Annotated in this window: 23 protein-coding genes; 14 read left to right on the top strand and 9 right to left on the bottom strand. The window is 41.0% G+C overall.

Features of this window, described 5'->3' with window-relative positions:
- Positions 1-478: 478 nt before the first annotated feature.
- The 8 genes from KXQ82_RS03240 to rodA all read left to right on the top strand — a co-directional run bounded on the left by KXQ82_RS03240 (position 479) and on the right by rodA (position 12,849).
- A complete protein-coding gene (locus KXQ82_RS03240; protein WP_219486690.1) occupies positions 479-3,625 on the top strand; it encodes a SusC/RagA family TonB-linked outer membrane protein in 3,147 nt (1,048 codons plus the stop codon).
- 21 nt (positions 3,626-3,646) lie between these two features.
- Positions 3,647-5,287: a RagB/SusD family nutrient uptake outer membrane protein gene (locus tag KXQ82_RS03245; protein ID WP_219486691.1), complete on the top strand. Its 1,641-nt coding sequence runs from the start codon at positions 3,647-3,649 to the stop codon at positions 5,285-5,287.
- A 144-nt stretch (positions 5,288-5,431) separates the two neighbouring features.
- Positions 5,432-6,958 (top strand): bifunctional phosphoribosylaminoimidazolecarboxamide formyltransferase/IMP cyclohydrolase, encoded by a 1,527-nt coding sequence (gene purH, locus KXQ82_RS03250; protein WP_219486692.1) that lies wholly within the window; start codon positions 5,432-5,434, stop codon positions 6,956-6,958.
- Positions 6,959-7,052: 94 nt separating this feature from the next.
- A complete protein-coding gene (locus KXQ82_RS03255) occupies positions 7,053-8,075 on the top strand; it encodes a rod shape-determining protein (RefSeq protein ID WP_219486693.1) in 1,023 nt (340 codons plus the stop codon).
- 144 nt (positions 8,076-8,219) lie between these two features.
- Entirely contained in the window at positions 8,220-9,056 is an 837-nt protein-coding gene (gene mreC / locus KXQ82_RS03260) for a rod shape-determining protein MreC (RefSeq protein WP_219486695.1), read from the top strand.
- A complete protein-coding gene (locus KXQ82_RS03265) occupies positions 9,049-9,564 on the top strand; it encodes a rod shape-determining protein MreD (RefSeq protein ID WP_219486697.1) in 516 nt (171 codons plus the stop codon). The genes mreC and KXQ82_RS03265 overlap by 8 nt, the downstream gene beginning before the upstream one ends.
- The gene (gene mrdA, locus KXQ82_RS03270; RefSeq protein WP_219486699.1) at positions 9,564-11,585 is read left to right on the top strand and encodes a penicillin-binding protein 2; all 2,022 of its coding nucleotides are present in this window, start codon (positions 9,564-9,566) and stop codon (positions 11,583-11,585) included. The genes KXQ82_RS03265 and mrdA overlap by 1 nt, the downstream gene beginning before the upstream one ends.
- Complete coding sequence (gene rodA, locus KXQ82_RS03275) at positions 11,575-12,849, top strand: rod shape-determining protein RodA (protein ID WP_219486700.1); 1,275 nt, start codon at positions 11,575-11,577, stop codon at positions 12,847-12,849. The genes mrdA and rodA overlap by 11 nt, the downstream gene beginning before the upstream one ends.
- Positions 12,850-12,852: 3 nt before the next feature.
- Here rodA and KXQ82_RS03280 read toward each other — a convergent pair whose 3' ends face one another.
- Positions 12,853-13,707, bottom strand: a complete 855-nt coding sequence (locus KXQ82_RS03280; RefSeq protein WP_219486701.1) for a DUF8457 domain-containing protein — start codon at positions 13,705-13,707, stop codon at positions 12,853-12,855.
- Between the two features lie 85 nt (positions 13,708-13,792).
- On the opposite strand from KXQ82_RS03280, the gene KXQ82_RS03285 reads away from it, so the two are divergent.
- A complete protein-coding gene (locus KXQ82_RS03285) occupies positions 13,793-14,368 on the top strand; it encodes a thymidine kinase (protein WP_219486894.1) in 576 nt (191 codons plus the stop codon).
- A gap of 18 nt (positions 14,369-14,386) precedes the next feature.
- Here KXQ82_RS03285 and KXQ82_RS03290 read toward each other — a convergent pair whose 3' ends face one another.
- From KXQ82_RS03290 to KXQ82_RS03305, 4 genes are all read right to left on the bottom strand, one after another.
- Positions 14,387-14,776, bottom strand: coding sequence for a hypothetical protein (locus KXQ82_RS03290; protein ID WP_219486702.1), 390 nt, complete (start codon positions 14,774-14,776; stop codon positions 14,387-14,389).
- 1 nt (position 14,777) lies between these two features.
- Entirely contained in the window at positions 14,778-15,404 is a 627-nt protein-coding gene (locus KXQ82_RS03295; RefSeq protein ID WP_219486703.1) for a hypothetical protein, read from the bottom strand.
- Positions 15,401-16,048, bottom strand: coding sequence for a hypothetical protein (locus KXQ82_RS03300; protein WP_219486704.1), 648 nt, complete (start codon positions 16,046-16,048; stop codon positions 15,401-15,403). Before KXQ82_RS03300 ends, KXQ82_RS03295 begins: the two co-directional genes overlap by 4 nt.
- Before the next feature lie 115 nt (positions 16,049-16,163).
- Positions 16,164-16,526 (bottom strand): hypothetical protein, encoded by a 363-nt coding sequence (locus KXQ82_RS03305; RefSeq protein ID WP_219486705.1) that lies wholly within the window; start codon positions 16,524-16,526, stop codon positions 16,164-16,166.
- A 167-nt stretch (positions 16,527-16,693) separates the two neighbouring features.
- Between KXQ82_RS03305 and KXQ82_RS03310 the strand changes: the two genes are divergently transcribed.
- Positions 16,694-17,038 carry a single-stranded DNA-binding protein gene (locus KXQ82_RS03310; RefSeq protein WP_255563390.1) on the top strand — a complete coding sequence of 115 codons (345 nt, stop codon included), beginning with the start codon at positions 16,694-16,696 and terminating at the stop codon, positions 17,036-17,038.
- Between the two features lie 269 nt (positions 17,039-17,307).
- Positions 17,308-17,577: a hypothetical protein gene (locus KXQ82_RS03315; RefSeq protein ID WP_219486706.1), complete on the top strand. Its 270-nt coding sequence runs from the start codon at positions 17,308-17,310 to the stop codon at positions 17,575-17,577.
- A 267-nt stretch (positions 17,578-17,844) separates the two neighbouring features.
- On the opposite strand, the gene KXQ82_RS03320 is transcribed toward KXQ82_RS03315, so the two are convergent.
- Both KXQ82_RS03320 and KXQ82_RS03325 read right to left on the bottom strand, forming a co-directional pair.
- Positions 17,845-18,549 (bottom strand): SDR family NAD(P)-dependent oxidoreductase, encoded by a 705-nt coding sequence (locus KXQ82_RS03320; RefSeq protein WP_219486708.1) that lies wholly within the window; start codon positions 18,547-18,549, stop codon positions 17,845-17,847.
- Between the two features lie 44 nt (positions 18,550-18,593).
- Positions 18,594-19,733 carry a lysylphosphatidylglycerol synthase transmembrane domain-containing protein gene (locus KXQ82_RS03325; RefSeq protein WP_219486709.1) on the bottom strand — a complete coding sequence of 380 codons (1,140 nt, stop codon included), beginning with the start codon at positions 19,731-19,733 and terminating at the stop codon, positions 18,594-18,596.
- 161 nt (positions 19,734-19,894) lie between these two features.
- On the opposite strand from KXQ82_RS03325, the gene KXQ82_RS03330 reads away from it, so the two are divergent.
- Genes KXQ82_RS03330 through KXQ82_RS03340 form a run of 3 tightly spaced genes read left to right on the top strand, consistent with a single transcriptional unit; the run spans position 19,895 to position 22,835 of the window.
- Positions 19,895-20,764 (top strand): carbon-nitrogen hydrolase, encoded by an 870-nt coding sequence (locus KXQ82_RS03330; RefSeq protein WP_219486710.1) that lies wholly within the window; start codon positions 19,895-19,897, stop codon positions 20,762-20,764.
- Entirely contained in the window at positions 20,754-21,803 is a 1,050-nt protein-coding gene (locus KXQ82_RS03335) for an agmatine deiminase family protein (protein WP_219486711.1), read from the top strand. The genes KXQ82_RS03330 and KXQ82_RS03335 overlap by 11 nt, the downstream gene beginning before the upstream one ends.
- Before the next feature lie 48 nt (positions 21,804-21,851).
- On the top strand, positions 21,852-22,835 hold the full coding sequence (locus KXQ82_RS03340; protein ID WP_219486712.1) for a type I phosphomannose isomerase catalytic subunit: 984 nt from the start codon (positions 21,852-21,854) through the stop codon (positions 22,833-22,835).
- Positions 22,836-22,890: 55 nt separating this feature from the next.
- Here KXQ82_RS03340 and KXQ82_RS03345 read toward each other — a convergent pair whose 3' ends face one another.
- Complete coding sequence (locus KXQ82_RS03345) at positions 22,891-23,298, bottom strand: response regulator (protein WP_219486713.1); 408 nt, start codon at positions 23,296-23,298, stop codon at positions 22,891-22,893.
- Positions 23,299-23,311: 13 nt separating this feature from the next.
- The gene (locus KXQ82_RS03350; RefSeq protein ID WP_219486714.1) at positions 23,312-24,838 is read right to left on the bottom strand and encodes a PAS domain-containing sensor histidine kinase; all 1,527 of its coding nucleotides are present in this window, start codon (positions 24,836-24,838) and stop codon (positions 23,312-23,314) included.
- Positions 24,839-25,019: the final 181 nt, after the last annotated feature.

The raw sequence follows: 25,019 nt of genomic DNA on the forward strand, positions 1-25,019 counted from the left end.
GGTGTTTAACAGGCCGTGAAGTTAGAAATTATTTTGCCGCGCCACAAACAGCTTTATTGTAGGTATGATATAGGTTGAGATGGTGATACCGAAAAGCAAGTTTGTTAAAAAAGGAAAGCCATACATGAAATTATTTTTGAAGTTTTTAAACTGATATCAGACACAAATATTTTACTGATGTGTCAAAAATTGTGTAACTTTTTTAACACAATTATTAAAATCGTGATTAATTGGTAATTATTTTGATTTTAATAATTAGTTATTAAGTGCTTTTGGTTTTTTTGAGCATATTTTAAATAATATGTTGTAAAATTTTATATAATGTAATAAAAGTACTTGAAAATTAGTTTAATTTTATTAAAAATTGGTGATTATAACATGTTTTTTGTTTGAATTTATGGTAGTAAAAAGAAAGAATTGAACATTTTTCTTAATTTGACGGTGTTTATTATTATTAACTGACCTTAATTAACAAAAAATGAAAAAACTGTTACTCACAAGTTTGTGTGTTTTGCTGTACTCGTTACAGATCTTCGCACAAGACCGTACAATCACAGGTACGGTAACATCCAAAGACGATGGCACGCCAATCCCCGGAGTAGGTGTTAAAGTCAAAAGTGAAGGTACTACGGTAGGTACCACAACCGGAGGCGATGGTAAATACTCCCTGAAAGTACCATCAACAGCAAAAACCTTAGTATTCTCATTTATCGGTTACGCTACGCTCGAAAAATCAATTTCGGGTAACGTAATTAGTGTGGCACTCGAAGTTTCAACCAAACAGCTTACAGAGGTGGTTGTTACCGGTGTGGGTGTTGCCACCAAAAAGAGCCAGGTAGCTATTGATGTGGCAAGTGTTTCATCAAAAGACTTTGGCAAAAGTAGTACTACTAACATTACCCAGGCCCTTACCGGGCAAATTGCCGGTGCGCAAATTATTCAGCGAAGCGGAACGCCGGGAGCCGGCGCGCTTATTATTTTGCGTGGCTATACCAATCTGGGTAGCTCTACACCACTTATTATTGTAGATGGTGTTCAGGTAAGCTCAGATTTATTAACAGCTATTGATCCGAATACGGTAGATCACGTAGAAGTTGTTAAAGGTGCTGCCGGCGGTATGTTGTATGGTGCACAGGGTGGAAATGGCGTTATCCAGATCTTTACAAAGAAGGCTGTGAAAAATGCAAAACTATCTATCGATTTTTCATCAAAGTACAGTAATGACCGTGTGGTAATAGGGCATGACCTGATCGAAAAATATCACCATTATGTTACTAATGCTGCCGGGGCCATTTTAGATGGCTCGGGTAACCCTGTTGTGCCATATACAACAACCGGATCTGGTGCTACTGCAAAAACAGTTAACGGATTATGGACCGACCCTGCAGAATTACCATATGCTACCGACCCTACAATAACAAACGATAAGCCATTCCTGATGCCAACTTATGATCACGTTAGGCAAGGATACGTGCCCGTTAGTACCTATGTAAACACATTAAATATTCGTGGTGGCTCAGAAAAGGTTGATTATACATTCGGTATCAATAACCTTGATCAGGGCGATGTATTCAGCAACAGCTATAACCGTACTAACCTCAATTTTAACATTGGTTTTAGTCCGGTAACCGGTTTAACCATCAGAAACAGTTCGCAGTTGTATTATACCCACAATAACTTAATTGGATCTAACCGTTTTAACCTGGTTAACTCTTTGCCTTTTATTGATTTTAACTATATCGACCCTACAACAAACAGGCATATTGTTAAGCCAAGTAATTTAACAGATGGGAATAATGCACTTGCTGAACGCGATGTGCACCAAAGTGCAACCAATACGCCACGTTTGCTCGAAACATTTAATGTAAACTACAAGTTCCCCAAATTTGTTGAGTTAGATTACAAGTTTTCGATGGATTACCGCAATATTGATAGCTATGACTTGTATTTAAACCAAACAGGGTTACCACAGCTCTTGTTTTTTGGTAACATAGCCGGTCAAATACAAGATAGTAACGAGAGTTTTAGGGTAGACTATTCAGTAGCTAACATGTACGTGCGTACTGATTTTAAAAACGATTTCCATATCAATCTTCCTATCAAAACCACTACACAGTTTAGTTATGACTCACGTAGAGAAACCGATCGTGTTTATACGGCAACAGGTACGGGTATATTGCCTTTCCCTCCGTCAACCTTGGGTTCAGCAACTACCAAAGCCATCAGTTCATCAAATTCAGAGACATTACTCTATGGTTATTTAGTTAACCAAACTATTGATTATGGTACTTTATTTGGTGTATCAGGTGGTTTCCGCGCAGATTATTCATCGGCATTTGGCGGCCAGTCTACCGCATTTATCTTCCCACGGGCTACAGCGTATTTTAATCCATCAGAGTTGTTTAAAAGTCACGATTTGTTAACCAGCTGGAAATTGCGCGGAGCATACGGTGAAGCAGGCGTTCAACCCGGAGCTTATGACAGGCAGGTTACACTAACATTAGCCAGTTTAGGAACAACAGGTACTTCACTATACACTCCAAGTGCAGCAAGAAACTCGAATCTGCAAGTACAGGTAACTAAAGAAACTGAGGTTGGTACTGATTTTAGTTTGAAGCCTTTTAAAGGTAACTGGGCAAGTAACTTTGCTTTCAGTGCTTCTTACTGGAAACGTGCATCAGAAAACGTGATCCAGAACGCCCCGGTTTCTCCAACAACGGGTGCCGCTACGATACTTGATAACCTGATCTCATTATCGAGCCAGGGTATCGATCTTTCGTTGGATGTTGATGCCTATAAATCAAAAAACTTTGATTGGTATGTAGGCGTACGTTTTGCCAAAACAAAAACCACCATCACCAAATTAGCTAATGGCATTGCCATTACAGCAGGTGCCTTTAACCTTACAGAAGGTCAGGAACTTGGTATTTTAATGGGCCAAACACCACTGCATAGTGTTGATCAGTTGAAGCCGGATGGCACGCGCTACATTGCTACAACTGATGTGGGTAAATATACCATGGTTGATGGGAATGTAGTAAGTATTACCGGTGCAACTACTAACCAGGCTGTGTTAACTGCCTCTAATGATGTATCTGTAATGGGTAACACAAATCCTAAATTCACATCATCATTGATCAACAGGTTTGTTGTGTTTAAAAAATTAAGCGCATCGGTACAGTTTGACTGGAACCACGGCCAAAGCATATACAACCAAACCAGGCAATGGCTGTATCGCGACAGGGTTTCATCGGATTTTGATGAGCCGGTAACCATTAATGGCAAAACAGGTGCATTTGTTACATATTATAATAGCTATTACAATGCGCTTAACCCGGTTTCGTGGTTTGTTGAAGATGGTAGCTTTATCCGCATGAGGGATATCTCTTTGAGTTATGATTTTACCAGTTTGATAAATCAAAAATGGTTGAAAGGCGTGGTGCTTACTGTATCAGGCCGTAACCTTGCTACATGGACCAATTACAAAGGCTTAGATCCCGAGAGTACTACCGCGGTGAGCAGCCAGGGTGGTGGTTTAGGTTCTATAGGTTCATTTACCGGGGTTGATTACTACAGTACGCCAAACTTGAAATCGTACCAGTTTAGTTTAAATATTAGCTTCTAATTAATATTAACAAGAAAGAAAATGAAAAAGATATTTATGGTTTTTACCGTTGCCCTAACCTTTATGGCAAGTTGTAAAAAAACAGACCTGCAATTAAATAACCCCAACTCGCCCACCCCTGCCGGATCCTTAACATCCCAGATAGGTATTGAGGATTATGCCTTGGGCATGTGGAGCAAAACGGTTGTAAGTAATAACCTGTTAGTACATGGTTTGGTTATTCACAGCATTATGGGCGATGAACAATTTTCATCGGTAGGTAACTTTGGCTGGCGGTATTGCAACCAGGTTGATAAAATAACTACCCCTGCACCATACAATAATGTGGTGCCCAACGTTTTTAATACTACGCAGCTTGCACAGTTAAAATCGTTAAATACATTAGGCTCTTCAGCAGCTTCGGTTGCATCTAATGCATTTGTTTGGGAGTGGAACTTCGGTTATTTTATAAACGGGCAGGCTAATGTACTATTAAAAGCTATTGCCGATAATCCATCCGCGCTATCAGCAACAGAAAAAGCTACTTTACAGGCCTGGGCATATTGGTGGAAAGGTGTTGGGTATTCAAGGGTAGGATCAATGTACCTTGCGGGGGTTATCAATAACTCGCCCGATGGTACAACCAATTCAACCTTCGTTGCACACGATGCGATAATTGCCGAAGCCAATGCAAATTTTGATAAAGCCATTGCGCTATTAACCCCAATTTCGGCAACTGATGCAACCTACAAATCTACTTTGGGCGTGATTATTCCAAGCTTTAACGTTACAACTACGTTTATTACTCCCGCTATGTGGATAAGGGAAATGTATACTTACGAAGCCAGAAATTACATGGTTAACAAAAAAGTGGCCGCCATGACCACTGCTGACTGGACCACCGTTAGGGACCTTGCTTTAAAAGGCCTGGTGGCTGGTGATGTTACTTTTTCGTTAGGTATGGACCCCGCAGGAAGTAACGATTTATCGGGCTCACAACAGCACCCTTACGAGTGGGATTCGTTTACGGCAAACAATGGCTGGACATATCCAAGCGAGCGTTGGGTGCAGGATTTTAAAACCGGCGATGCAAGGTTCACCAAGGGTGTGACGGCATTGAATGCTTCGCAGGTTGTTGTAAACAGAAGTTCGCGTGGTATACAGTTTGGTACGCGCTATATGTTAACCACTATTGAGAACGGTGGGTACTGGTCAACAGATAACCATAAAGGACAAGTGCAATTTGCCTGCTCATGGGAAGAGAATAACCTGATATTGGCCGAAGCGTATATCCGCACAAGCCAAATTGAAATAGGCTTGCCTTATATTGACCAGGTAAGGAGCGTAAATGGTGCAAGTTTAGCAGCAATTGCCAATACTGGTTTAGGTTTCCCCGCAGCTATTGAGGAGTTAAGAAGGGAACGTAGAGTAGCACTGTTTTTGCGCGGTACAGCATTTTTTGACGCCCGCAGAAATGGAGTAACAGCGCCGGTAAGCGCGGGGGGGGGGCGCGCCGGGGCCATTGTTTTAGTACCCAATAGTATTACAGGCGCAACGCCATCAACCGGGTACCAGGCATTGGCATGTGTAATGGATTACAATTATGCCGATTATTGGGATGTTCCGATAACGGAGCTTAGTTATAATACACCGGCATTAGGCTCAGCAGTTGTAGCTAATTAATTCACTTTATAGTTAAATTAAGGCCGTCGTGATTTTTTTGCGACGGCCTTTTTTGTTGATAGGGTTTATGTTAATTTAAAGAAGCTTTTACTTTAATATAACCTTTTAAAATTGCTACTTTTGCGGCTCATCAATCAATCCTCCATGAGCACTAACGTTTCTATCAAAAACGCTTTAATTTCAGTCTATTACAAAGATAATCTCGAAAACATTATTCACCAGTTAAACCGCCTTGGTGTAAATATTTACTCTACCGGTGGCACCGAGCAATTTATCCGCGATCTGGGTGTTAATGTAATACCTGTTGAAGATCTTACATCATACCCTTCGATATTAGGTGGCCGTGTTAAAACCCTTCACCCTAAAGTTTTTGGTGGGATACTTTCACGCCGTGGTTTACCGGGCGATGAGCAACAACTGGAGCAATACGAGATCCCTGAAATTGATTTGGTTATTGTTGACCTGTACCCTTTCGAAGAAACGGTAAAATCGGGCGCGGCTTACGAAGATATCATTGAGAAGATAGACATCGGCGGCATATCGCTGATACGTGCAGCAGCTAAAAACCACAAAGATGTGGTAATACTGGCATCTAAAGATGACTATACAGAATTAGAAAACATATTGGCAGCACAAAACGGCGAAACTACTTTTGAGCAGCGCCGTAAATTTGCTAAGCAGGCTTTCAATATTTCATCGCACTATGATAGTGCCATATTTAATTACTTTAACCAGGAAGATCCTCAGCCGGTTTTTAAACAAAGCATACAAAGCAGCCAGGTATTGCGCTACGGCGAAAACCCGCATCAAAAAGGTGTGTTTTATGGTAATCTTGATGCCATGTTTACCAAGCTGAATGGTAAAGAGTTATCGTACAATAATTTAGTGGATGTTGATGCCGCTGTGGCGCTGATAGACGAGTTTACCGAGCCAACCATCGCGATACTAAAACATACCAATGCCTGTGGCGTAGCTTCGCGCAGTTTTATTAAAGAGGCCTGGTTGGACGCTTTGGCTTGCGACCCGGTTTCGGCTTTTGGTGGTGTGATCATCGCTAACGATGAGATAAACGAAGAAACCGCTGCCGAGATCAGCAAACTGTTTTTCGAGGTGCTGATAGCGCCGGCGTATACCGATGAAGCGTTGACTTATCTTACGGAAAAAAAGAACCGCATTATATTGGTGCGTAACCCGGTTGAATTGCCTGTTAAGCAATTTAAAACCTTGCTGAACGGTGTAATTGAGCAGGATAAAGACGCGGTGATAGAAGGCCCGGCACAAATGACACCGGCTACCGTGCGTAAACCAACTGAACACGAATTACGCGACCTGCACTTCGCTAACAAACTGGTAAAACATACCAAATCAAACACAATAGTTTTTGTGAAGGACAATACTTTGCTGGCAAGCGGCGTTGGACAAACATCACGTGTTGACGCTTTGAAACAAGCCATAGTTAAAGCCGGTAGTTTTGGCTTTGATCTGCATGGCGCTGTAATGGCTTCGGACGCATTTTTCCCTTTTAATGATTGTGTTGAAATTGCTGCCGATGCGGGTATAGTTGCTGTATTGCAACCCGGAGGTTCAATAAAAGATCAAGACTCGATTAAGATGGCTGATGAAAAAGGTATCTCGATGGTAATGACCGGGGTGCGCCATTTCAAGCATTAAAATTTATTTTTTTATAACGACAATTTGTTAAGCTAAAAATGAGATAAAGCGCATTTTTTTTACAAACTTTGCAAATTAACAGAAACGGAACAGAATGGGTTTATTTAATTTTTTCACGCAAGAAATTGCCATCGATTTAGGTACTGCGAATACCCTGATTATACATAATGATAAAGTTGTAGTTGATGAACCATCAATTGTAGCTTTTGACCGCTCAACAAATAAAGTGATTGCCATAGGGCGCCAGGCCATGCAAATGGAAGGCAAAACCCACGATAATATACGTACTGTTCGTCCGCTTAAGGATGGTGTGATAGCAGATTTTAACGCTGCCGAACACATGATTCGTGGGATGATCAAAATGATCAACAAAGGTAAGGGCTGGTCGTTCCCGTCGTTGCGTATGGTAATCTGTATCCCGAGTGGTATTACCGAGGTGGAGAAACGTGCCGTGCGCGATTCGGCCGAAATTGCGGGAGCTAAAGAAGTTTACCTGATACATGAGCCCATGGCAGCAGCCGTAGGTATCGGTATTGATGTGGAAGAACCTATGGGTAACATGATCATTGATATTGGTGGTGGTACTACCGAGATCGCCGTTATCGCATTATCGGGTATCGTTTGCGATCAGTCTATCCGTGTTGCAGGTGATAACTTTGACAGTGATATTGTTCAATACATCCGCCGCCAGCACAACATTATGATTGGCGACCGTACTGCTGAGAAAATTAAAATTGAAGTAGGTGCCGCATTGCCTGAACTGGCTGAGCCACCTGCTGATTTTGCGGTGCAAGGTCGCGATTTGATGACCGGCGTACCAAAACAGATCACCGTATCGTACACCGAAATAGCACATTGCCTGGACAAATCGATCTCGAAAATTGAGGAAGCGATTTTGAAAGCGCTGGAAATTACCCCACCCGAGCTTTCGGCAGATATTTACCAGACAGGTATTTATTTAACCGGTGGCGGTGCATTGCTGCGTGGATTAGATAAACGTGTGGCTGCCAAAACCAAACTACCTGTACACGTAGCCGAAGATCCGTTACGTGCTGTAGTTAGGGGAACAGGTATCGCGCTTAAAAATATTGGTAACTTTAAATTCCTGATGCAGTAAGAAGGAAGTACATAGTAGTTAGTATTTAGTATTTAGATACGGCCTGATCGGTCTTTAAAAATCAATCAGGTTTGCTTTTAGATGTTAGAGCTAACTATTAGATTTATATCTAAATACTAACATCTAAATACTAAATACTGAAGAATGCGTAACCTTTTGATTTTCATCAGCAAGTACAACGCATTTTTTCTGTTTGTTATTTTCGAGATCATTTCGCTGGTTATAATGGTTAATTATAACTCTTTCCAAAAAGCAACCTATATCGAATCATCAAACGAGATAACAGGGGCGGCTTATGATAAAGTAGGCCAGGTAAGGGGCTACCTCTCATTAGGTACAGTAAATGATAGCCTTGCCCGCGAGAACGCGCGTTTGCGCAATTTGCTTAAATCATCATTTTACCTGGATACACTGCAAAAAAAGAATATTGTTGATAGTATTTATAAGCAGCAATACAGCTATATTGTAGCAAAGGTAATTAACAACTCTGTTAACCACCGCAATAATTACATTACCATAAACCGCGGCAGTAAAGATGGTATAGCTAAGGATATGGGTGTTATTTGTGGTTCGGGCGTGGTGGGTATAGTGGTAAACACAACCGATCACCTGGCTAATATACGCTCGGTATTGCATAAAGACACCCGCATAAGTGCTATGCTGGCCGATACCAAAGATATAGGTAACTTTTTATGGAGCGACAACCTTGACCCGCACTCGGGCCTGCTGGTTGATGTGGCCAATAATGTAAAACCACGCATGGGTGAGTGGGTGGTAACATCAAACCTGTCATCATTATACCCGGCGGGCATTCCCATAGGCAGAGTTAGTAGCCTGCAATCAAAAGAAGGTGGTATATTCTTAAACATGGATATTAAAATGGCTGTTGATTACAGTAAGCTGGAATATGTGTACGTAATTAACAACCGGATGGCACTGGAGCAAACGCAGGTAGAAACAGGGAGGAAAAAGGATGATTAGAATATTGCTCATCAACCTGTTAAGGTTTATAGCACTTGTGTTCTTACAGGTGTTTTTGTTGAAGAATTTAAGCCTTTACGATCTGTCAACACCGTACCCTTATATCCTGTTTATTTTATTACTCCCTTTCCAAACGCCAAACATCATATTGTTTATACTGGCATTCGGTTTGGGTATTACCATCGATGCTTTTTACGATACCCCGGGCCTGCACGCGGCATCATGCGTATTACTGGCTTTCGTCAGGATATTCTTTATCAGCATTACTGTACAAAAAGATGGCTTTGATAACGAGCCCGACCCAACCCTTGGCGCAATGGGCTTCAGGTGGTTTTTTATGTACGTGCTTATTTTAACCCTTATACATCATTTCTTCCTGTTTAACCTTGAAGTTTTCCGCTTATCCGAAATACAATATACATTGCTTCGTTTTGTATTAAGTTCAGCATTTACCGTATTTTTAATGCTGATTTCGGGCTTACTGTTTTTCCGGAGAAAAGAACGTTAATGAATAGTTTTTTTGAACGCCGTTATGTTATCCAGGCTTTGTTTATTGTTTTGGCAATAGGCTTGCTGGCCCGTATATTTTATATCCAGATCATTGACGATCAATACACGGTATCCGCTAACCGTAACGTAGTGCGCACTGTAGTTGATTTTCCGGGACGTGGCCCCATAGTTGACAGGAACGGCGTTATACTGGTGCAAAACGAACCCATTTACGATATTATGGTTACCCCGCGCGAGGTAGTAGCTTTTGATACCCTGAGGTTTTGTAACCTGATAGGCATTGACAAAGCCGGTTTTGAAAAGCGCTGGGAGAAAGCGGTAGCCTACTCCAGGAGTTTAACTTCGGTATTTGAAAAGCAGATACCTTTTACCATATATGCGCCATTTCAGGAACACTTATCCGAGTTTCAGGGCTTTTCTGCCCAGTTACGGAAGGTGCGCACTTATCCAGACTCGATAGCCGCACAGTTTTTGGGTTATACCGATGAGGTAACGGATAAAGATATTCAACGCTCACACGGGTATTATAAAAAAGGCGATTTTATTGGCCGCACCGGGGTTGAAAAAGCTTATGAAGACTTGCTGCGCGGGCAACGTGGTGTGAGGAATATCCTGGTAGATTCGCGTGGCGTAAATAAAGGGCGTTACCTTAACGGGATGTATGATACCGCGGCTGTGCCGGGTAAAATGCTCAAATCATCATTAGACAGTCGCCTGCAAAAACTGGGAGAAAGGTTAATGACCAATAAGGTAGGCAGTATTGTTGCCATTGAGCCATCAACAGGCGAAATACTGGCCTTTGTAAGCAGCCCTACTTACGACCCCAATATGCTAACCGGGCGGGATAGGGGTAATAACGTAGCTAAATTATCAGTAAACCCATACTCGCCATTTTTTATCAGGCCCATACAAGCCTATTACCCGCCGGGTTCATCATTTAAACCATTAAGCGCGTTGATAGCTTTGCAGGAGGGCGTTATCACGCCACAAACTACCTACTTTTGCGCGGGCGGCTACCAGGCAGGTAACCACTTTGTGGGCTGTACACACCACCATGGCGTAACCGATTTGCGTTTGGGTATAGCCGGGTCATGCAATACCTATTTCTGTAATGTGTTTGATAAATTAATGAATACAGATGGTTCGCAAAACACACGTGCCAATTTTATCGATTGGAAAACTAATGTAAACAAATTTGGCTTTGGCGCAAGGCTTGATGTTGACTTGCCGCATGAGGGGCGCGGTAACGTACCAACTCCGGAGCATTTTGATAAGATTTTCAGGGGCACCAAATGGCGCTCAAGTACTTTTATATCTATGGCTATTGGTCAGGGTGAGTTAGAAGCTACCCCTTTACAGATGGCAAACATTGAATGTATTATAGCCAACCATGGCTTTTACTATAAACCACACCTGATAAAAGCCATCGGCGATAAGCAAATTATTAAGGACGAATATTTGGTTAAAAACCCGGTAGGTATTGATGCGCAATATTTTGAGCCGGTTATTGACGGTATGCAGGATGTTGTAGAGCATGGCACCGGGGCAAACTCAAGAATAACAGGTATTACCATGTGTGGTAAAACGGGTACGGTGCAAAATCCGCATGGAAAAAACCACTCGGTATTTGTAGCCTTTGCCCCGCGCGAAAACCCTAAAATAGCTATAGCCGTAGTGGTAGAAAACTCCGGCCAGGGTGCGGATTGGGCGGCCCCGATTGCAAGCTATATTGTAGAGAAATACCTGCGCGATACGCTCACCAGCAGGCCATCGGGCAAAACCCCTGAATGGATTATGGAGCAGAATTTGCTGCCGGAGTTAAAACCAAAGCTTACACCTGCCGAAAAGATGGCTTCAGCCAAAGCGGACTCAGTAAAAAAAGTTAAGGCAGATTCGCTGAAGAAGGTAAAAGCCGACAGTGTTAAGGCTAAATCAGGTTTGAAGAGCGCATCAGGCAAAAGCCGTAAAAATAATATTCAACAAATAGCAGGCATCCAACCAAAAAAGAATGAACACTAATAACCAGCGCAGCTTCTTTTTTAATGTAGACTGGATAACGGTATTCATTTACCTTGCCTTGTGTACTATTGGCTGGTTCAATATCCACTCGGCGGTTTATGATGAAAAGTATCCAACCGTGTTTGGCTTCCATACCGATTATAGCAAGCAGTTTTTTTTTATACTGGTGTCTATCATGTTCGCCATTATTATATTGTTGTTGGATAGTCGTTTTTTTAGTGCGCTCGCCCCTGTGTTTTATGGTACCACGGTAGTTTTACTTTTATTGGTGCTGGTAATAGGGCGTAATGTGGGGGGGAACCAAGCCTGGATATCGGTTGGGCCGGTAAGGTTACAACCCTCCGAATTTGCCAAGTATGCCACCTGTTTGCTTCTTGCGCGATACCTGAGTGGTGTAAACATCAAAATAACCGAGATCAAATCATTCCTTATCGCGGCAGCTATCATTTTTGTACCGATGATATTGATCAAGATGCAACCGGATGATGGTTCAACCCTGGTTTTTTGCTCATTGATATTCGTATTGTACCGCGAGGGCTTATCACCCATATTTTTAATATTGGCTGGCTTGTTTATTACGCTGTTTATCCTGTCGCTTATTTTTAAGCCAATATTTGTTATTGGTGGCTTGCTGATTATTGGTGGGATTATTATAGCAGCAGTGCGCCGTTTCCGTAAGCTGGCTTTGATGATGCTGGCAGGTTTAATTATATCAATCATGTTTGTGGTGGCTGTGCCCTTTGTTTACAAACACGTTATTAAAGAGCACCAAAGGGTACGTATTGACGAATGGCTGGGCCTGGCATCAAACCTTAAGGGGGCGGGTTATAATGTACACCAATCGAAAATTGCTATTGGCTCGGGTAAACTTTGGGGCAAAGGCTATTTAAAAGGCACACAAACCCGTTTTGCGTTTGTGCCCGAGCAAAGTACCGATTTTATTTTTTGTACCGTAGGCGAGGAGTGGGGCTTTGCAGGATCGATAACTGTAATTGGCCTGTACGTATTTTTAATACTGCGCATTATTGTGCTGGCCGAGCGGCAGCGATCGCCTTTTTCAAGAATATACGGTTATGGTGTAGCCTGTGTTATCTTTTTCCACTTTTTTATCAATGTGGGGCTTACCATTGGCGCGGTGCCGGTTATAGGTATCCCGTTGCCGTTTTTAAGCTATGGGGGCTCATCGTTACTTAGTTTTACCTTTTTATTGTTCACACTCATTAAGCTCGACTCGAACCGTATGGGCGCTATAATTAGCAGCTAAAACTTAATTAGGGTAGCGGCGCCTTAACAGGGTGTAAAATTTATCGGCTGTGGCCTGCTTGCTTTCCCAGTTATTTTTTTTGACGTAGTTATTCTTTAAAAAAGTATCAGCTTCATCAAATTTGTTAAAGCGGTTCAGTATCTCAATAGCTTCGCCGTAAGCCATACTGTACCCATTAAACAGGTCTTTTACGTACAGTAACTTATCATTAAGGTTAATGGCCGATTTGATATCTTTTATTTCGGGCAGGTCAAACTGATCGGCCAGGCGCGGGTTTGCCATTTGCGCGGCAATGATCTGATTAATGGTTGATGCAGGCTTTGATGGCTCTTCCTTTACTGTTTCTTTGGGCGTTTCTTTTACCGGTTCAACAACAGGTATTTCTTCGGCAACGGTAACAATTGAGGTTTCTTCTACAGCGTTAACACTTACTTCTTCAACTGCTGTGGCTTCTTCGTCATCGTCAAGGTAATCCACATCGCTTAAAATCAGTTCGTGCCTGATGATGGGTTCTTCGGCCGGAGCTTCTTCTATAACGGGCTCTTCGAATGTTATTACATCTTCGGCTTTTTCAGCTTCGTCTTTCTTTTCGGGCCAGAATATTTGCGCGGGTTGTACTACGGGTTCAAAAAACTTTTCCGTAAAAGGTGGGGCCTCTTCGGGCATTAGCGGTACGGCGCGTTGTTTATTATGTTTTCTTAAAACCTCTATATTTTCCGATAGGTAGTGCGTATTGGCGGCAAACAGCTCTAACTCCAGGTCGTTAATATCATCTTTTGTTTTTTCGATGAACTGGTATTGCTCATTTAACTCGTTTAAAATAGTACCAATCTTTTTAAAGATCTCTTGTTGTTTCATAATTATACCGCGGGCAATATGTTGGTAAAATATTAGAACGAAAATACCATTAAATTCTGATATTAGGGGCTTAGAATATGTAATGATGCTATTTAGCGAGTATAACAAGAACCGCAGGGAATTTGGAGGAAGTATAGAGCTGATATGTGGTTCGATGTTTTCGGGTAAGACAGAAGAGTTGATACGCAGACTTAAGCGCGCGCAGATTGCCCGCCTCAACGTAGAGATATTCAAGCCCAAAACAGATGTTCGTTATGATGAAAACGCGGTAGTATCGCACGATCTGAACTCGATACAATCAACCCCCGTTGAAAACGCGTCATCAATATTATTATTAGGCAGCAATACGCAGGTTGTTGGTATTGACGAGGCACAGTTTTTTGATGAAGAGCTGCCCGATGTTTGTAATAAGCTTGCCAATAAAGGTATCCGTGTTATTGTTGCCGGTTTGGATATGGATTTTTTAGGCAAACCCTTTGGCCCCATGCCCGCCATTATGGCCATTGCCGAATCGGTAACCAAGGTACACGCCGTTTGCGTAGTATGCGGTAACCCGGCATTGTACTCGTACCGTTTGGTAGCGAGTGACTCCAAGATATTGTTGGGTGAAAAGGAAACCTATGAGCCAAGGTGCAGGGTTTGTTATAATTTGAATCAGTAAGAATGATTTACATAAGGATCAGTTTGGTGAAATTTTGATTTCCCAAACATATATTAACGTCAATAACGCTCTTGTTTTCGTTTGTAAATCACCTTTCACCTCCGGTATTCCTTTAATCAAGCTATGGGCCCTATTATCTATTTCTGGGTTATGAATTACTGCTAACGCAGATCGACTTCTGATTTTGGTAACGGGGAAGTTTATAATTGAATTTTCAGCTGGAACTTTTGCTCTTAATAAAGATTCTTCTGGAGTGGAGTATTTATTCCAGTCTGTGGACATGCCATCGCCTCGGCTCCTAAAAGCACCGGGAATGACTTCATTGTTAACGATATAGCTTTTGTGTACTCTGTAATATAATATTCCATTATCAGGAATCTCTTCAGCTTCAAAGATTTCAGATTGCATATCAATCAAATATTATTGGAAAAATCTTTAATATTGGGTTTAATGGGTCAAAAAATCCTTCGGACTTGTTTTTTCCATAGTCATCTCCATAAAAGCTACTATCACCTTGTTCTGATATATTAACTAAAAATAAAAAGCTGTCATTTTTCCAAAATATATCGATACTTCCATTAGGACCTTGCAATATTTGCGGAGCTGGAAGTTTCTTATTTAGTTTACGTACCCAGTTAGAATAACTTATTAAAAACTTTACCGCCTTAATCCATGTGGATCGATGATAGCCTTTTGCTCCTTCTGTATCCCAATCATCTTTTAAGTCTAATATATATTTCGATTTATTAATGGCGTCGTAAATATCAATTTGTAATACCGAAATATGTCCAACTATTTCCTCATTAAGTGATATTTTAAACTCTAATGGCACTCTTGTTTTGATCTTTAAATCAAATATTGAGTTTTCATTGAATTGTTCATTTGATTTTGAATCACTTAAGCAGTCATCATCAATCAAATAATTCTTAGGGGAATGATTTTTTGCAGGGTATGTAGATCGATTGTGCCGAACTTTTTTTAAAGTAGGAAGACTCGTTCTGTGAACTGCGCTATAATTAGAATCCCTTATTTTCATATGTGTATAACATCAGATCCATATTTTGATTTTATCACTTCAGTTCTTTCTTTGGCCTTGATAAATAATTCAATCATACTGTCTAAATCTTCTGTATCAAGGGTCAGGTGCATATTGTTATGTCTCCCGTCTTCGCGCCTATAATGAATCACCAATGTATGATATAGTGATAAGCCTGAAATTTCATTTTTTAAAAAAATGGGTCTTAACTCTTCTTGTACATTGGAACTTATATAAAGGTTATGATTTTCAGCTGCAAGGTTATACGCACGTGATGTTACTAATGGATTAGGATTGTTTATTTTCAATAAGCTAAAAAGCCATTCTCTAACCAAATTTATATCTGATTCTGCGTAGTCTTCATCCGCTTCAATAACAGCGACTACTTCATCTACAATTTCTGTATCTGAAATATCTACTGAATCTTTTGTTGTTAATAACGAAATAAAAACATCACATATTTTATCCGCATCATTATAAGACAACGAATAGTTTTCTGAAATTCTTTTAGCGAGATCTCTATGAGGTTCACCTTTGGCGGAATTATTAAATTCTTCAATAATTCCTTTTCTGATATTTTCTTCCAAGTTGGCAGAATTAACCAGTGTTTCAATGTCGTCAGAAGGAATGGAAAATCGAGACATAAAAGTATTTTATAGTCAAATATACATTAATTGCAATAGTAAACAATTTTCGAACCAATTAGTTTAACGATGAACTTATCAATATAAATATAAAAAAATTGTTTGTGATTCTAACCTATTCTTTCTCCTCCCGCTTCACCAACAACACCTCATCGTTATCCAATAGCAAATATCCATATTCGTAGCAAAAGTAATAGCTGCTGCCGGTTTTGGTTTGGTAGATGCTGGTAATGTGATCAAAATCAAAACCTTTTCCCGCCATTTTTTTACGGGTCACTTTAGTTTTGCCTGTGGGGTTCAACTCTTCCATAATGCGCCGGTTGCGCTTGAGGGTGTTGTTGATGTTGCGCACCAGGTTATAACTATCGCTGTTAAGCTGGTTGTTGTAATTGTTACGGCACTGGTCGTCGCAAAACTTTTTATCTGATCGGCCGTGTAATACGGTGCCGCAATCCAAACACAATCTTTCTTCGGGCATAAATTATTGTTTAACATAAAGTTAGGTATAAATTATCCATTTGCAAACGCTTACAAACGAAAATTAACATTTAGAAGTGCTTATTATACGACTAAGCCAAACGACCTGCTGCAACTTTGTGCTGTTGAATGAAGACAAATAGTATTACGAAAATTTAAAACTTAGCAATGATGAGCACATTAAAAAACAGCGTACGCCTGGTAGGCAACTTAGGGATGGATCCGGAAGTAAAGAACTTTGATAACAACCGTAAACTGGTTAAGCTTGCCTTAGCTACCAGCGAGAGCTACAAGAATGACAAAGGCGAAAAGGTAACCGAAACAAACTGGCACAACATAGTAATATGGGGAGCGCAAGCAAAGTTTGCCGAAGATATGTTAAAGAAGGGCGATGAAGTAGCTATTGACGGTAAGTTAGCAAGCCGTAGCTATGTAGATAAAGACGGTAATAAACGTTACGTAACCGAGGTTGTGGCGAATGAGTTTTTAAAAATGAATGGTAAAAGGGCTTGACCGCTGATTTGACTCACCCGGTCTTTGCTTCGCTCGACCACCCTCTCTCCCGCAAGCGGGAAAGAGGGTAAATAGCACTTGATTTTTTACCCTCTTTCCACCGAAGGTGAAGAGAGGGTCGAGCAGCGTAGCGCACTCGGGGTGAGTCAGGCATGCGATAGATAGCAAATTGTTTGGTAATGGGCTGGCGATGTGAGAATGATAAGTGAATGAGACCGCCAGCCCTAACTGAACCTGTTAAATTTAAAACACAATTGATTATATTTGTTATGTACTTAGAAGCAAAAGAAACCGCCCGGTTATATCAATTATTATCTGATAAGTTAGGTAATGATACCACCGAGGCAATGTTTAAATACATTGATAATAAAACAGAACGATCTGTGGAAGCAACGATAAAAACATTGGCAACTAAACAAGACCTTGCCGACGTGAATGCGAATGTGCATAAGGGATTTGCTGAGAACATCAAATGGATGTTTATTTTTTGGGTGGGGCAGATTGGAGCTATTATAGCTTTAATATATTTGAAAAAGTAGTAGCGTCAATATCAGATCTTCTCAAAACATAGCTAAAACAATATTCTATAGAAGCATTTGGCACTGACAGGACAGGGCTATTTTCCTATGCCATTTTTGCTTATCCCAGCGATTTTGATTATATTGGATAAGGTCGCATTTAGTTTAAAAGCCTAATGTTGCTTTTTGAAAAAATACCTGTTTTTACCTGCTTTTTTATGTGAAAGAGCAAGGAGCAAAGACGAAAGATAAAAATCCGAAATCGAACATTCAAAACCCGAAATAAACCTACGGTGTGCTTAATGCAACGGGCAGTATCTTACCATTAAAAAACTTATGGCCGGTGAGTGCAAAATCGGCAATGTATTTACCCATTTCAAAAGCCATGATAGGTGATTCATAGCCGGGGAATGCTTTTTCGAGCATTTCGGTCTGGGCTGAGCCAAGAGCAAGGCAGTTAACTTTTATCTGCTGTTCGGTAAGCTCTTGAGCAAGGCACTCGGTAAGTACGTGCAGTGCCGCCTTACTTGCCGAGTATGCAGACAGTCCAACAAACTTAGCACTTCCCTGAAAGCCGCCCATGCTGCCAATGTTAAGAATGTGCGAGCCTGCAGGCATTAAAGGGATTAACGCTTGTATAATGCGTACATGGCCCAGGTAATTGCTTTGCAGCATATCTACAAAGTCGGTTTCTTCGAGTTGGGCAAATGGTTTATTGATAAGTACACCTGCATTGTTGATGAGCGCGTCTATGTTATCATCAAAACGTGCGCCTATAAACTGTTTCAGGTCGGCATAGTCATCGTGAACAATATCAAAAGCAACGGGGAACAAGTTGCACTCGGGGTTAATACCTTTGGCAATATCCAGCAGGCGCGCCAGTTTATCCTGCGAACGCGCAATGGCTATTACGTTGTGCGCGTTTGTTAATGTTAATTCGAGCGCGGCCTCAAAACCAACACCGCTGCTTGCCCCTGTTATAATAATGTTCATATGCCCGTAAAACGCCCTGTTGGGCAAATTGTTCTTTAAATTATTTAATCTTCTTCCAGCTTATCCGCACGGAATACATAGTATACCCCGAATAACGATACGATGGCCGATACTACGTAGAACGACAAGCTTAGTACCACCGCAAGTTCGCCGTTCATGTGGAACATTTCGGCTATAACGTATTTAAAAATGAACTCGCGGAAGCCCAAACCACCAACGCTGAACGGAATAACCGCCGCCATTGATGACGCCAGGAAAGCCGACAAGTATGGCGCGAATTTACCATCGTGGTGCAGGCTGATCATGATGAGCAAAATGGTAAGTACCTGCAAACCCTGGACACCGACGGCCTTGAGGTGTGCTTCCCAAAAGTGTTTGGTATAATCGTTAAAAAACGTGTAAGCCACAAAGTAGTAAACGGCTGTACCCGTTATCAAAGCCGCCCATGTTATTAAGGGCGTAATATGCATTACTTCCAACTGTGGCAGAAAGATCACCAGTACCGCGGTAATAAAGCCAATGGCCCAAAATCCGCTTAAGCGATCAAAAAATATAGCCCAGAATACTTTTTTTGCCGGTTTTTTATAGCGTTTGTTCAACAGGTAAATTTTGTATCCATCACCACCAATACCACCGGGTAAGCATAGGTTGTAAAACATGCCCAACATGTATAGGCGCATGTTAAACTTCCAGTCGATATGCAGATCGATTGATTTGAAAAAGCTCAATAGCCTTGATGCCGCTACAAAGGTTGAGGTAAAGAAACAAGCTACAGCAGCCAGCATCCACCACGGGTTTGATTGCGCGATAAGCACCTTTACATCGTCTATCTTTAATTTACTGAATACATAGTAAAGTAAAGCGATTGTAATAACTATTTTTAAAATAAGCTGTGTAATGCTCCAGATGCGTGCTTTTAATGTTTTGGGCTTTTTGGTTTCGGTTATCGAGTCGAGATCCTCGTAAGGGAAGGATTCTCCGGGATCGAACGGGCCGGGCAGCTCTTCATCATACGCCTTTCGCTTTTGCGGATCAATGAGCGTTTGATAAGCCTGCTCAACAGATCTCATTTGTGAAGGGGAGAAGTTTTTATTCGCAGTAAATTCACCATAAGCAGTTTCAATCTCTGTTTCTGATGCATTTTGACTTATGCCAAGTAATTCGTAATAAGTTCTGTTTACCATGCTTTTTGGGGCATAAATAATTTATATGGCAACGTTGCCGTGCTGCAAAGCTAACAAAAAGCGTACACTCATAAAGCGGTGATGAGCTATGCATGTTAAGATAACGATTATGACACTTAGCTTTAATATTAATTTTTAATTTTGCGCAAATTATTAAGGGGATGGCTAAAGTAAAAATTGGGTTGGTGCAAACCACATGCACTGCAAATAAAGAGAAGAACCTGGCAAAGGCCATTACAAAAGTACGCGAGGCTGCAAAGCAAGGCGCGCAAATTGTATGCCTGCAGGAGTTGTTTACCTCGCTTTATTTTTGTGATGAAGAAGATCATGATAATTTTAAGCTGGCCGAGGCTATTCCAGGCCCGTCGACAGATGCGTTATCAAAAGTAGCTGCCGAACTTGGTGTGGTGATCATCGCATCACTATTTGAGAAACGTACCGCAGGAGTTTATCATAATACCACTGCTGTATTGGATGCTGATGGTACGTATTTAGGTAAGTACCGCAAGATGCATATACCGGACGATCCGGGTTTTTATGAGAAATTCTATTTTACCCCGGGCGATCTGGGATATAAGGTTTTCAAGACCAAATTTGCTACCATAGGGGTATTGATCTGCTGGGACCAGTGGTACCCGGAGGCAGCCCGCATTACCGCGTTAATGGGAGCCGAAATATTATTCTACCCAACAGCGATAGGCTGGGCCACCACGCAGGATGAGGCGACCAACATAGAGCAATATAACGCGTGGCAAACCATACAACGCAGCCACGCTGTTGCCAATGGTGTACACGTGGTGAGTGTGAACAGGGTAGGGCATGAGGCTGGTATTAAATTCTGGGGAGGCTCGTTTGTTGCCAATCCTTTCGGGACAGTGATGTACCAGGCATCGCATGATGATGAGGAAGTGATCATCCAAGAGGTTGATTCTGATAAAATGGATTATTATAGGACACACTGGCCATTTTTGAGAGATCGCCGTATAGATTCGTATCAACCAATAACTCAGAGACTATTAGATGGAGACTAAGATATATCCAGCTTCGCAGGGGTACACGTTTCCTGCTGAATGGGTTAAACATACTGCAACTTGGCTAAGCTGGCCACACAAGGAAGAAAGTTGGCCGGGGAAGATCGAGACAATATATAAACCGTACTGCGAATTTATAAAGATCGTAGCGGAAGGTGAGTTGGTGCGCATCAACGTCGCGGACGCCAACATGGAGGCTTTCGCGAAAGGCGAATTAACTAAAGTTGGTGCTGATCTGGGTAAGATCGAGTTCTTTCATTTCCCAAGTAATGATGCCTGGTGCCGTGATCATGGCCCGGCGTTTTTGATCAATACAGCAACTAACGAAAAGCAAATTGTTGATTGGGGCTATAACGCCTGGGGCGGCAAGTATCCGCCTTTCGATTTGGATGATGTTATCCCCACCAAAATAGGTGAGCGATTTGGTTTACCTGTTTACAATCCCGGTATTGTAATGGAAGGCGGCTCGGTTGATTTTAACGGAGCTGGTACGATATTAACTACTACAGCCTGTTTGCTGAATGAGAACCGCAACCCGCATCTTACAAAAAAACAAATAGAAGATTACCTAAAGAATTATTACGGCGCCAAACAAATACTGTGGCTTGGCGATGGTATTGTTGGTGATGATACCGATGGGCATATTGATGATATTACCCGTTTTGTAAACCATGATACAGTAGTTACCGTGGTTGAGGAAAATGAGGATGACGAGAACTATCATATTTTACAGGAAAACCTCGAAACCTTAAAAACATTCAGGTTATTAGATGGCAAGCCGCTGAATATTGTGGAGTTGCCAATGCCATCACCTGTGGTGTACGACGGGCAGCGCCTGCCGGCATCATACGCTAATTTTTATATCGCTAATTCGGCAGTTATCGTACCAACTTATCGTGATAAAAATGATGAGAAGGCTTTGCGTATATTGCAGGAGTGTTTCCCTGATAGGAAAGTTGTGGGGATAGATTCCACGGATATCATCTGGGGATTGGGAAGCTTTCATTGCCTGAGCCAGCAGGAACCTGCTATAATTTAATCAATACATCGTAATTATTGTTTACAGATCAATCATAAAAACAACCATATGTCAACAGCATTATACCCACTAAAGTTTAAAACCATTTACAAGGACAAAATTTGGGGTGGTAATAAGATAAAAACCTATTTAGGTAAAGATTTTGCACCATTGCCAAATTGCGGCGAAACCTGGGAGATATCGGGTGTAAAGTCTGATGTTTCGGTAGTTGAAGGTGGTGCGTTGCAAGGCAGCTCGCTGGCTGATTTGCTGGAGCAATACAAAGATGAGTTGGTGGGTAAAAAGGTATATGCTCATTTTGGCAATATCTTCCCGCTGCTGGTGAAATTTATTGATGCGAATGATTGGTTATCCATCCAGGTTCACCCTGACGATGAACTGGCTAAAAAGCGCCATAACTCTTTCGGTAAAACCGAAATGTGGTATATTATCGAATCTGATCCGGGTTCTACACTGATAACGGGTTTTAACCAGCAGGTTGATGAGAAAGTATACCTCGAGAAACTAAACAGCGGTAAATTGGATGATATCCTGAATAAGGAAACTGCAAATGCCGGTGATGTTTTCTTTTTGCCTGCAGGCCGTGTACATACCATTGGGAAGGGCCTGCTATTAGCCGAAATACAGCAAACATCGGATATAACTTATCGTATTTACGATTTTGACCGTGTGGATGATAAAGGCAACAAGCGCGAGCTGCATACCGAAGAAGCCCTGGCCGCTATTGATTATACCGTATATCCGGATTACAAAACTCAATATACACCGCAAAAGAACGAGGATGTACATATTGTAAGCTGCCCGTACTTTACTACCAATGTTATGGATTTTACGCATGGTACAAATAAAGATTACTCAAATCTTGATTCGTTTGTGATACATGTTTGTGTTGAAGGAGCCTACACCATAGTTTATAATGGAGAACGCTATGATGTGAAAATGGGAGAGTGTATTTTACTGCCTAATACCGTAAACCAGGTTGAGATAAAAACTGAAAGTGGTTTTAAAATATTAGAAAGCTACATTGCCTAAGCAATAAATTGAACTATATAAAAAGGCTTTGGTTATAAACCAAAGCCTTTTTTGTTTAAGCTGCTAACCTGAAAAGCTCTACCAATGTATCGGGGCTTATGGGTTTTATTACATAGTCGGTTATATCCGATATGCTTTTTGCACGTTCAATATCATCGTCATTTATAGATGAACTTACCATATAGATGGTGATCTTTTTACCTAATTGTGGTTTGATCTTTACAAAGCTTTCCATAAAGCCCCAGCCATCCATCACAGGCATGTTAATATCTAAAAAAATGATATCGGGCAGTGAGTTTAAGTTTTCAGGATCGGTTAAAAAGTCTATCGCTTCTTTACCATTATAAAATTCCATTAAATTGGGACTGAGTTGTTTAATGCTGATCAGCTTTTTGAGTCCATAAATATAAATTTTGTCATCATCTATTACGCATACAGTTTTAGCCGGGGAAATCAAAGTCATGTTTATTTATATGTTATACTAATTTTATTGTGAATTTTGTACCCACATTTACGGTACTTTCAATATGTATCGATCCGCCTAATGATTCGATCTGGTTACGTGTTATAAAAAGGCCTATGCCTTTAGCATTCACATTTTGATGAAAGGTTTTGTACATGCCAAAAACTTTATCCTTGTATTTATCCAGATCAATACCGAGCCCGTTATCCTCAAAGGTTAACCAGGTGTGTTCTTTGTCAAAATAACTTTTGCAAATTATTTTGGGATCACGGTCAGGGTGGCGATATTTAAGCGAATTGGTCAGCAAGTTTAAAAAAATACTTTCAAGATAAGCGGGTACGTAATTAATAGTTGGGCAAGATGAAAAGTCGTAGCAAATAATAGCTTTTGTTTTGTGGATATTGTTATCCAACGCACTTTGGATATTCTTAAAAATGCTTTCAAAATCAACAGGTTTAAGCTCTTTGCTGATATCTGTCTGGATTTTTACTATTTCGTTTAAATGATCAATAGTTGTGGCTAAACTTTCGCTGATGGAGCGGATATTGCCAAATACTTCTTCTTTTTCGGGGGCAGAGATATTTTGGTCAAAGATATTAACCATAAACTGTAAATTGCCCGAATGCGAACGTAAATTATGTGATACAATGTGCGCGAAATTTTGCAGGCGCTTATTATGATCGCTTAACAGATCAAGTGATTGCTGCAGATCGAGCTCTTTAAGCTTGAGTTGATTAATGTTTTGAAAAATGCCCCGCAGAATGATACACTCGCCATCTGTATTGATTACAGGTACACCCTTCGTTCGTACCCATATTACGTTGTTTTTGGCCGTTCGGAATTTAACTTCCAGATCATAAGGCTTACAGTATTTTATGGCATCGCTTACAGCAGCCGATATGGTATCGCGATAGCCGGGTTCGTAATAGTTTATGGCGGTGTCTAAGTCGGGTTTCGAATCAAGGGGCAGCTCGTGTATGTCAAATACTTCTTTTGACCACGTAAGCTCCATATTTACAACATCCAGCTCCCAGCCACCAATATTGGCTATCTTATGGGTTTCATTTAAAAAAAACTCATCTTTTTTTAAACGCAGCTCGGTACGTTTTTTTTGGTCGATATCTGTAACGGCCCCTATCATGCGTGTAAGCTTACCATGCTCATTGGGCCAGGCTTTACCCGATGTTTCGAACCATTTGTAGTTACCTTGCTTGGTGAGCATCCTAAACTCTACCTTATGCGGTGTTCTGTTTTTTATATGATCCTGAAAAGAACCAAAAACTATAGCCCTATCGTCGGGATAGACAATTTCTTCTAAAAAATAAATATAGCTGGGTGCTATTTCGCCGTATTCATAACCCAATAGCTCGCAAAATTTAGGCGACCACCATGCTTCCTGCGTTTCTATATTGCGTTCCCATAAACCCGTATTGGTACTCTCAATAAGATAATGCAATTGCTTATTGGCAAAATAGTGCTCATTTAAGGCCTGCAATCCTATCGGGAACATACCCAAGCTGGTGTCTTTATTTTCCGACATCTATCAGGGTTAAATGATTAGTAGGTTAACGTTTAATTAATAGTATTAATAAATTTATACGGGCGTCAATTAAAAAGGATGCATTTACCCTAAATGCTTAAAACATGAGCAGCCACAAAAAAGCCAACTGCTATTTTGAAAACAAGAAAATGGTAAAACGATTACATCAGGGGCCTATAAA

Source organism: Mucilaginibacter rivuli, assembly GCF_019391655.1.
Classification (GTDB): domain Bacteria; phylum Bacteroidota; class Bacteroidia; order Sphingobacteriales; family Sphingobacteriaceae; genus Mucilaginibacter; species Mucilaginibacter rivuli.

What these genes read in the sequence shown, in the direction of transcription:
- mreC (WP_219486695.1), top strand. Translation starts at nt 8,220, where the DNA reads ATGCGTAACCTTTTGATTTTCATCAGCAAGTACAACGCATTTTTTCTG.
- KXQ82_RS03285 (WP_219486894.1), top strand. Translation starts at nt 13,793, where the DNA reads ATGCTATTTAGCGAGTATAACAAGAACCGCAGGGAATTTGGAGGAAGT.
- KXQ82_RS03305 (WP_219486705.1), bottom strand. Translation starts at nt 16,526, where the DNA reads ATGCCCGAAGAAAGATTGTGTTTGGATTGCGGCACCGTATTACACGGC.
- purH (WP_219486692.1), top strand. Translation starts at nt 5,432, where the DNA reads ATGAGCACTAACGTTTCTATCAAAAACGCTTTAATTTCAGTCTATTAC.
- mrdA (WP_219486699.1), top strand. Translation starts at nt 9,564, where the DNA reads ATGAATAGTTTTTTTGAACGCCGTTATGTTATCCAGGCTTTGTTTATT.
- KXQ82_RS03340 (WP_219486712.1), top strand. Translation starts at nt 21,852, where the DNA reads ATGTCAACAGCATTATACCCACTAAAGTTTAAAACCATTTACAAGGAC.
- KXQ82_RS03345 (WP_219486713.1), bottom strand. Translation starts at nt 23,298, where the DNA reads ATGACTTTGATTTCCCCGGCTAAAACTGTATGCGTAATAGATGATGAC.
- KXQ82_RS03325 (WP_219486709.1), bottom strand. Translation starts at nt 19,733, where the DNA reads ATGGTAAACAGAACTTATTACGAATTACTTGGCATAAGTCAAAATGCA.
- KXQ82_RS03335 (WP_219486711.1), top strand. Translation starts at nt 20,754, where the DNA reads ATGGAGACTAAGATATATCCAGCTTCGCAGGGGTACACGTTTCCTGCT.
- rodA (WP_219486700.1), top strand. Translation starts at nt 11,575, where the DNA reads ATGAACACTAATAACCAGCGCAGCTTCTTTTTTAATGTAGACTGGATA.
- KXQ82_RS03350 (WP_219486714.1), bottom strand. Translation starts at nt 24,838, where the DNA reads ATGTCGGAAAATAAAGACACCAGCTTGGGTATGTTCCCGATAGGATTG.
- KXQ82_RS03290 (WP_219486702.1), bottom strand. Translation starts at nt 14,776, where the DNA reads ATGCAATCTGAAATCTTTGAAGCTGAAGAGATTCCTGATAATGGAATA.
- KXQ82_RS03245 (WP_219486691.1), top strand. Translation starts at nt 3,647, where the DNA reads ATGAAAAAGATATTTATGGTTTTTACCGTTGCCCTAACCTTTATGGCA.
- KXQ82_RS03330 (WP_219486710.1), top strand. Translation starts at nt 19,895, where the DNA reads ATGGCTAAAGTAAAAATTGGGTTGGTGCAAACCACATGCACTGCAAAT.
- KXQ82_RS03315 (WP_219486706.1), top strand. Translation starts at nt 17,308, where the DNA reads ATGTACTTAGAAGCAAAAGAAACCGCCCGGTTATATCAATTATTATCT.
- KXQ82_RS03310 (WP_255563390.1), top strand. Translation starts at nt 16,694, where the DNA reads ATGATGAGCACATTAAAAAACAGCGTACGCCTGGTAGGCAACTTAGGG.
- KXQ82_RS03295 (WP_219486703.1), bottom strand. Translation starts at nt 15,404, where the DNA reads ATGAAAATAAGGGATTCTAATTATAGCGCAGTTCACAGAACGAGTCTT.
- KXQ82_RS03300 (WP_219486704.1), bottom strand. Translation starts at nt 16,048, where the DNA reads ATGTCTCGATTTTCCATTCCTTCTGACGACATTGAAACACTGGTTAAT.
- KXQ82_RS03280 (WP_219486701.1), bottom strand. Translation starts at nt 13,707, where the DNA reads ATGAAACAACAAGAGATCTTTAAAAAGATTGGTACTATTTTAAACGAG.
- KXQ82_RS03320 (WP_219486708.1), bottom strand. Translation starts at nt 18,549, where the DNA reads ATGAACATTATTATAACAGGGGCAAGCAGCGGTGTTGGTTTTGAGGCC.
- KXQ82_RS03265 (WP_219486697.1), top strand. Translation starts at nt 9,049, where the DNA reads ATGATTAGAATATTGCTCATCAACCTGTTAAGGTTTATAGCACTTGTG.
- KXQ82_RS03240 (WP_219486690.1), top strand. Translation starts at nt 479, where the DNA reads ATGAAAAAACTGTTACTCACAAGTTTGTGTGTTTTGCTGTACTCGTTA.
- KXQ82_RS03255 (WP_219486693.1), top strand. Translation starts at nt 7,053, where the DNA reads ATGGGTTTATTTAATTTTTTCACGCAAGAAATTGCCATCGATTTAGGT.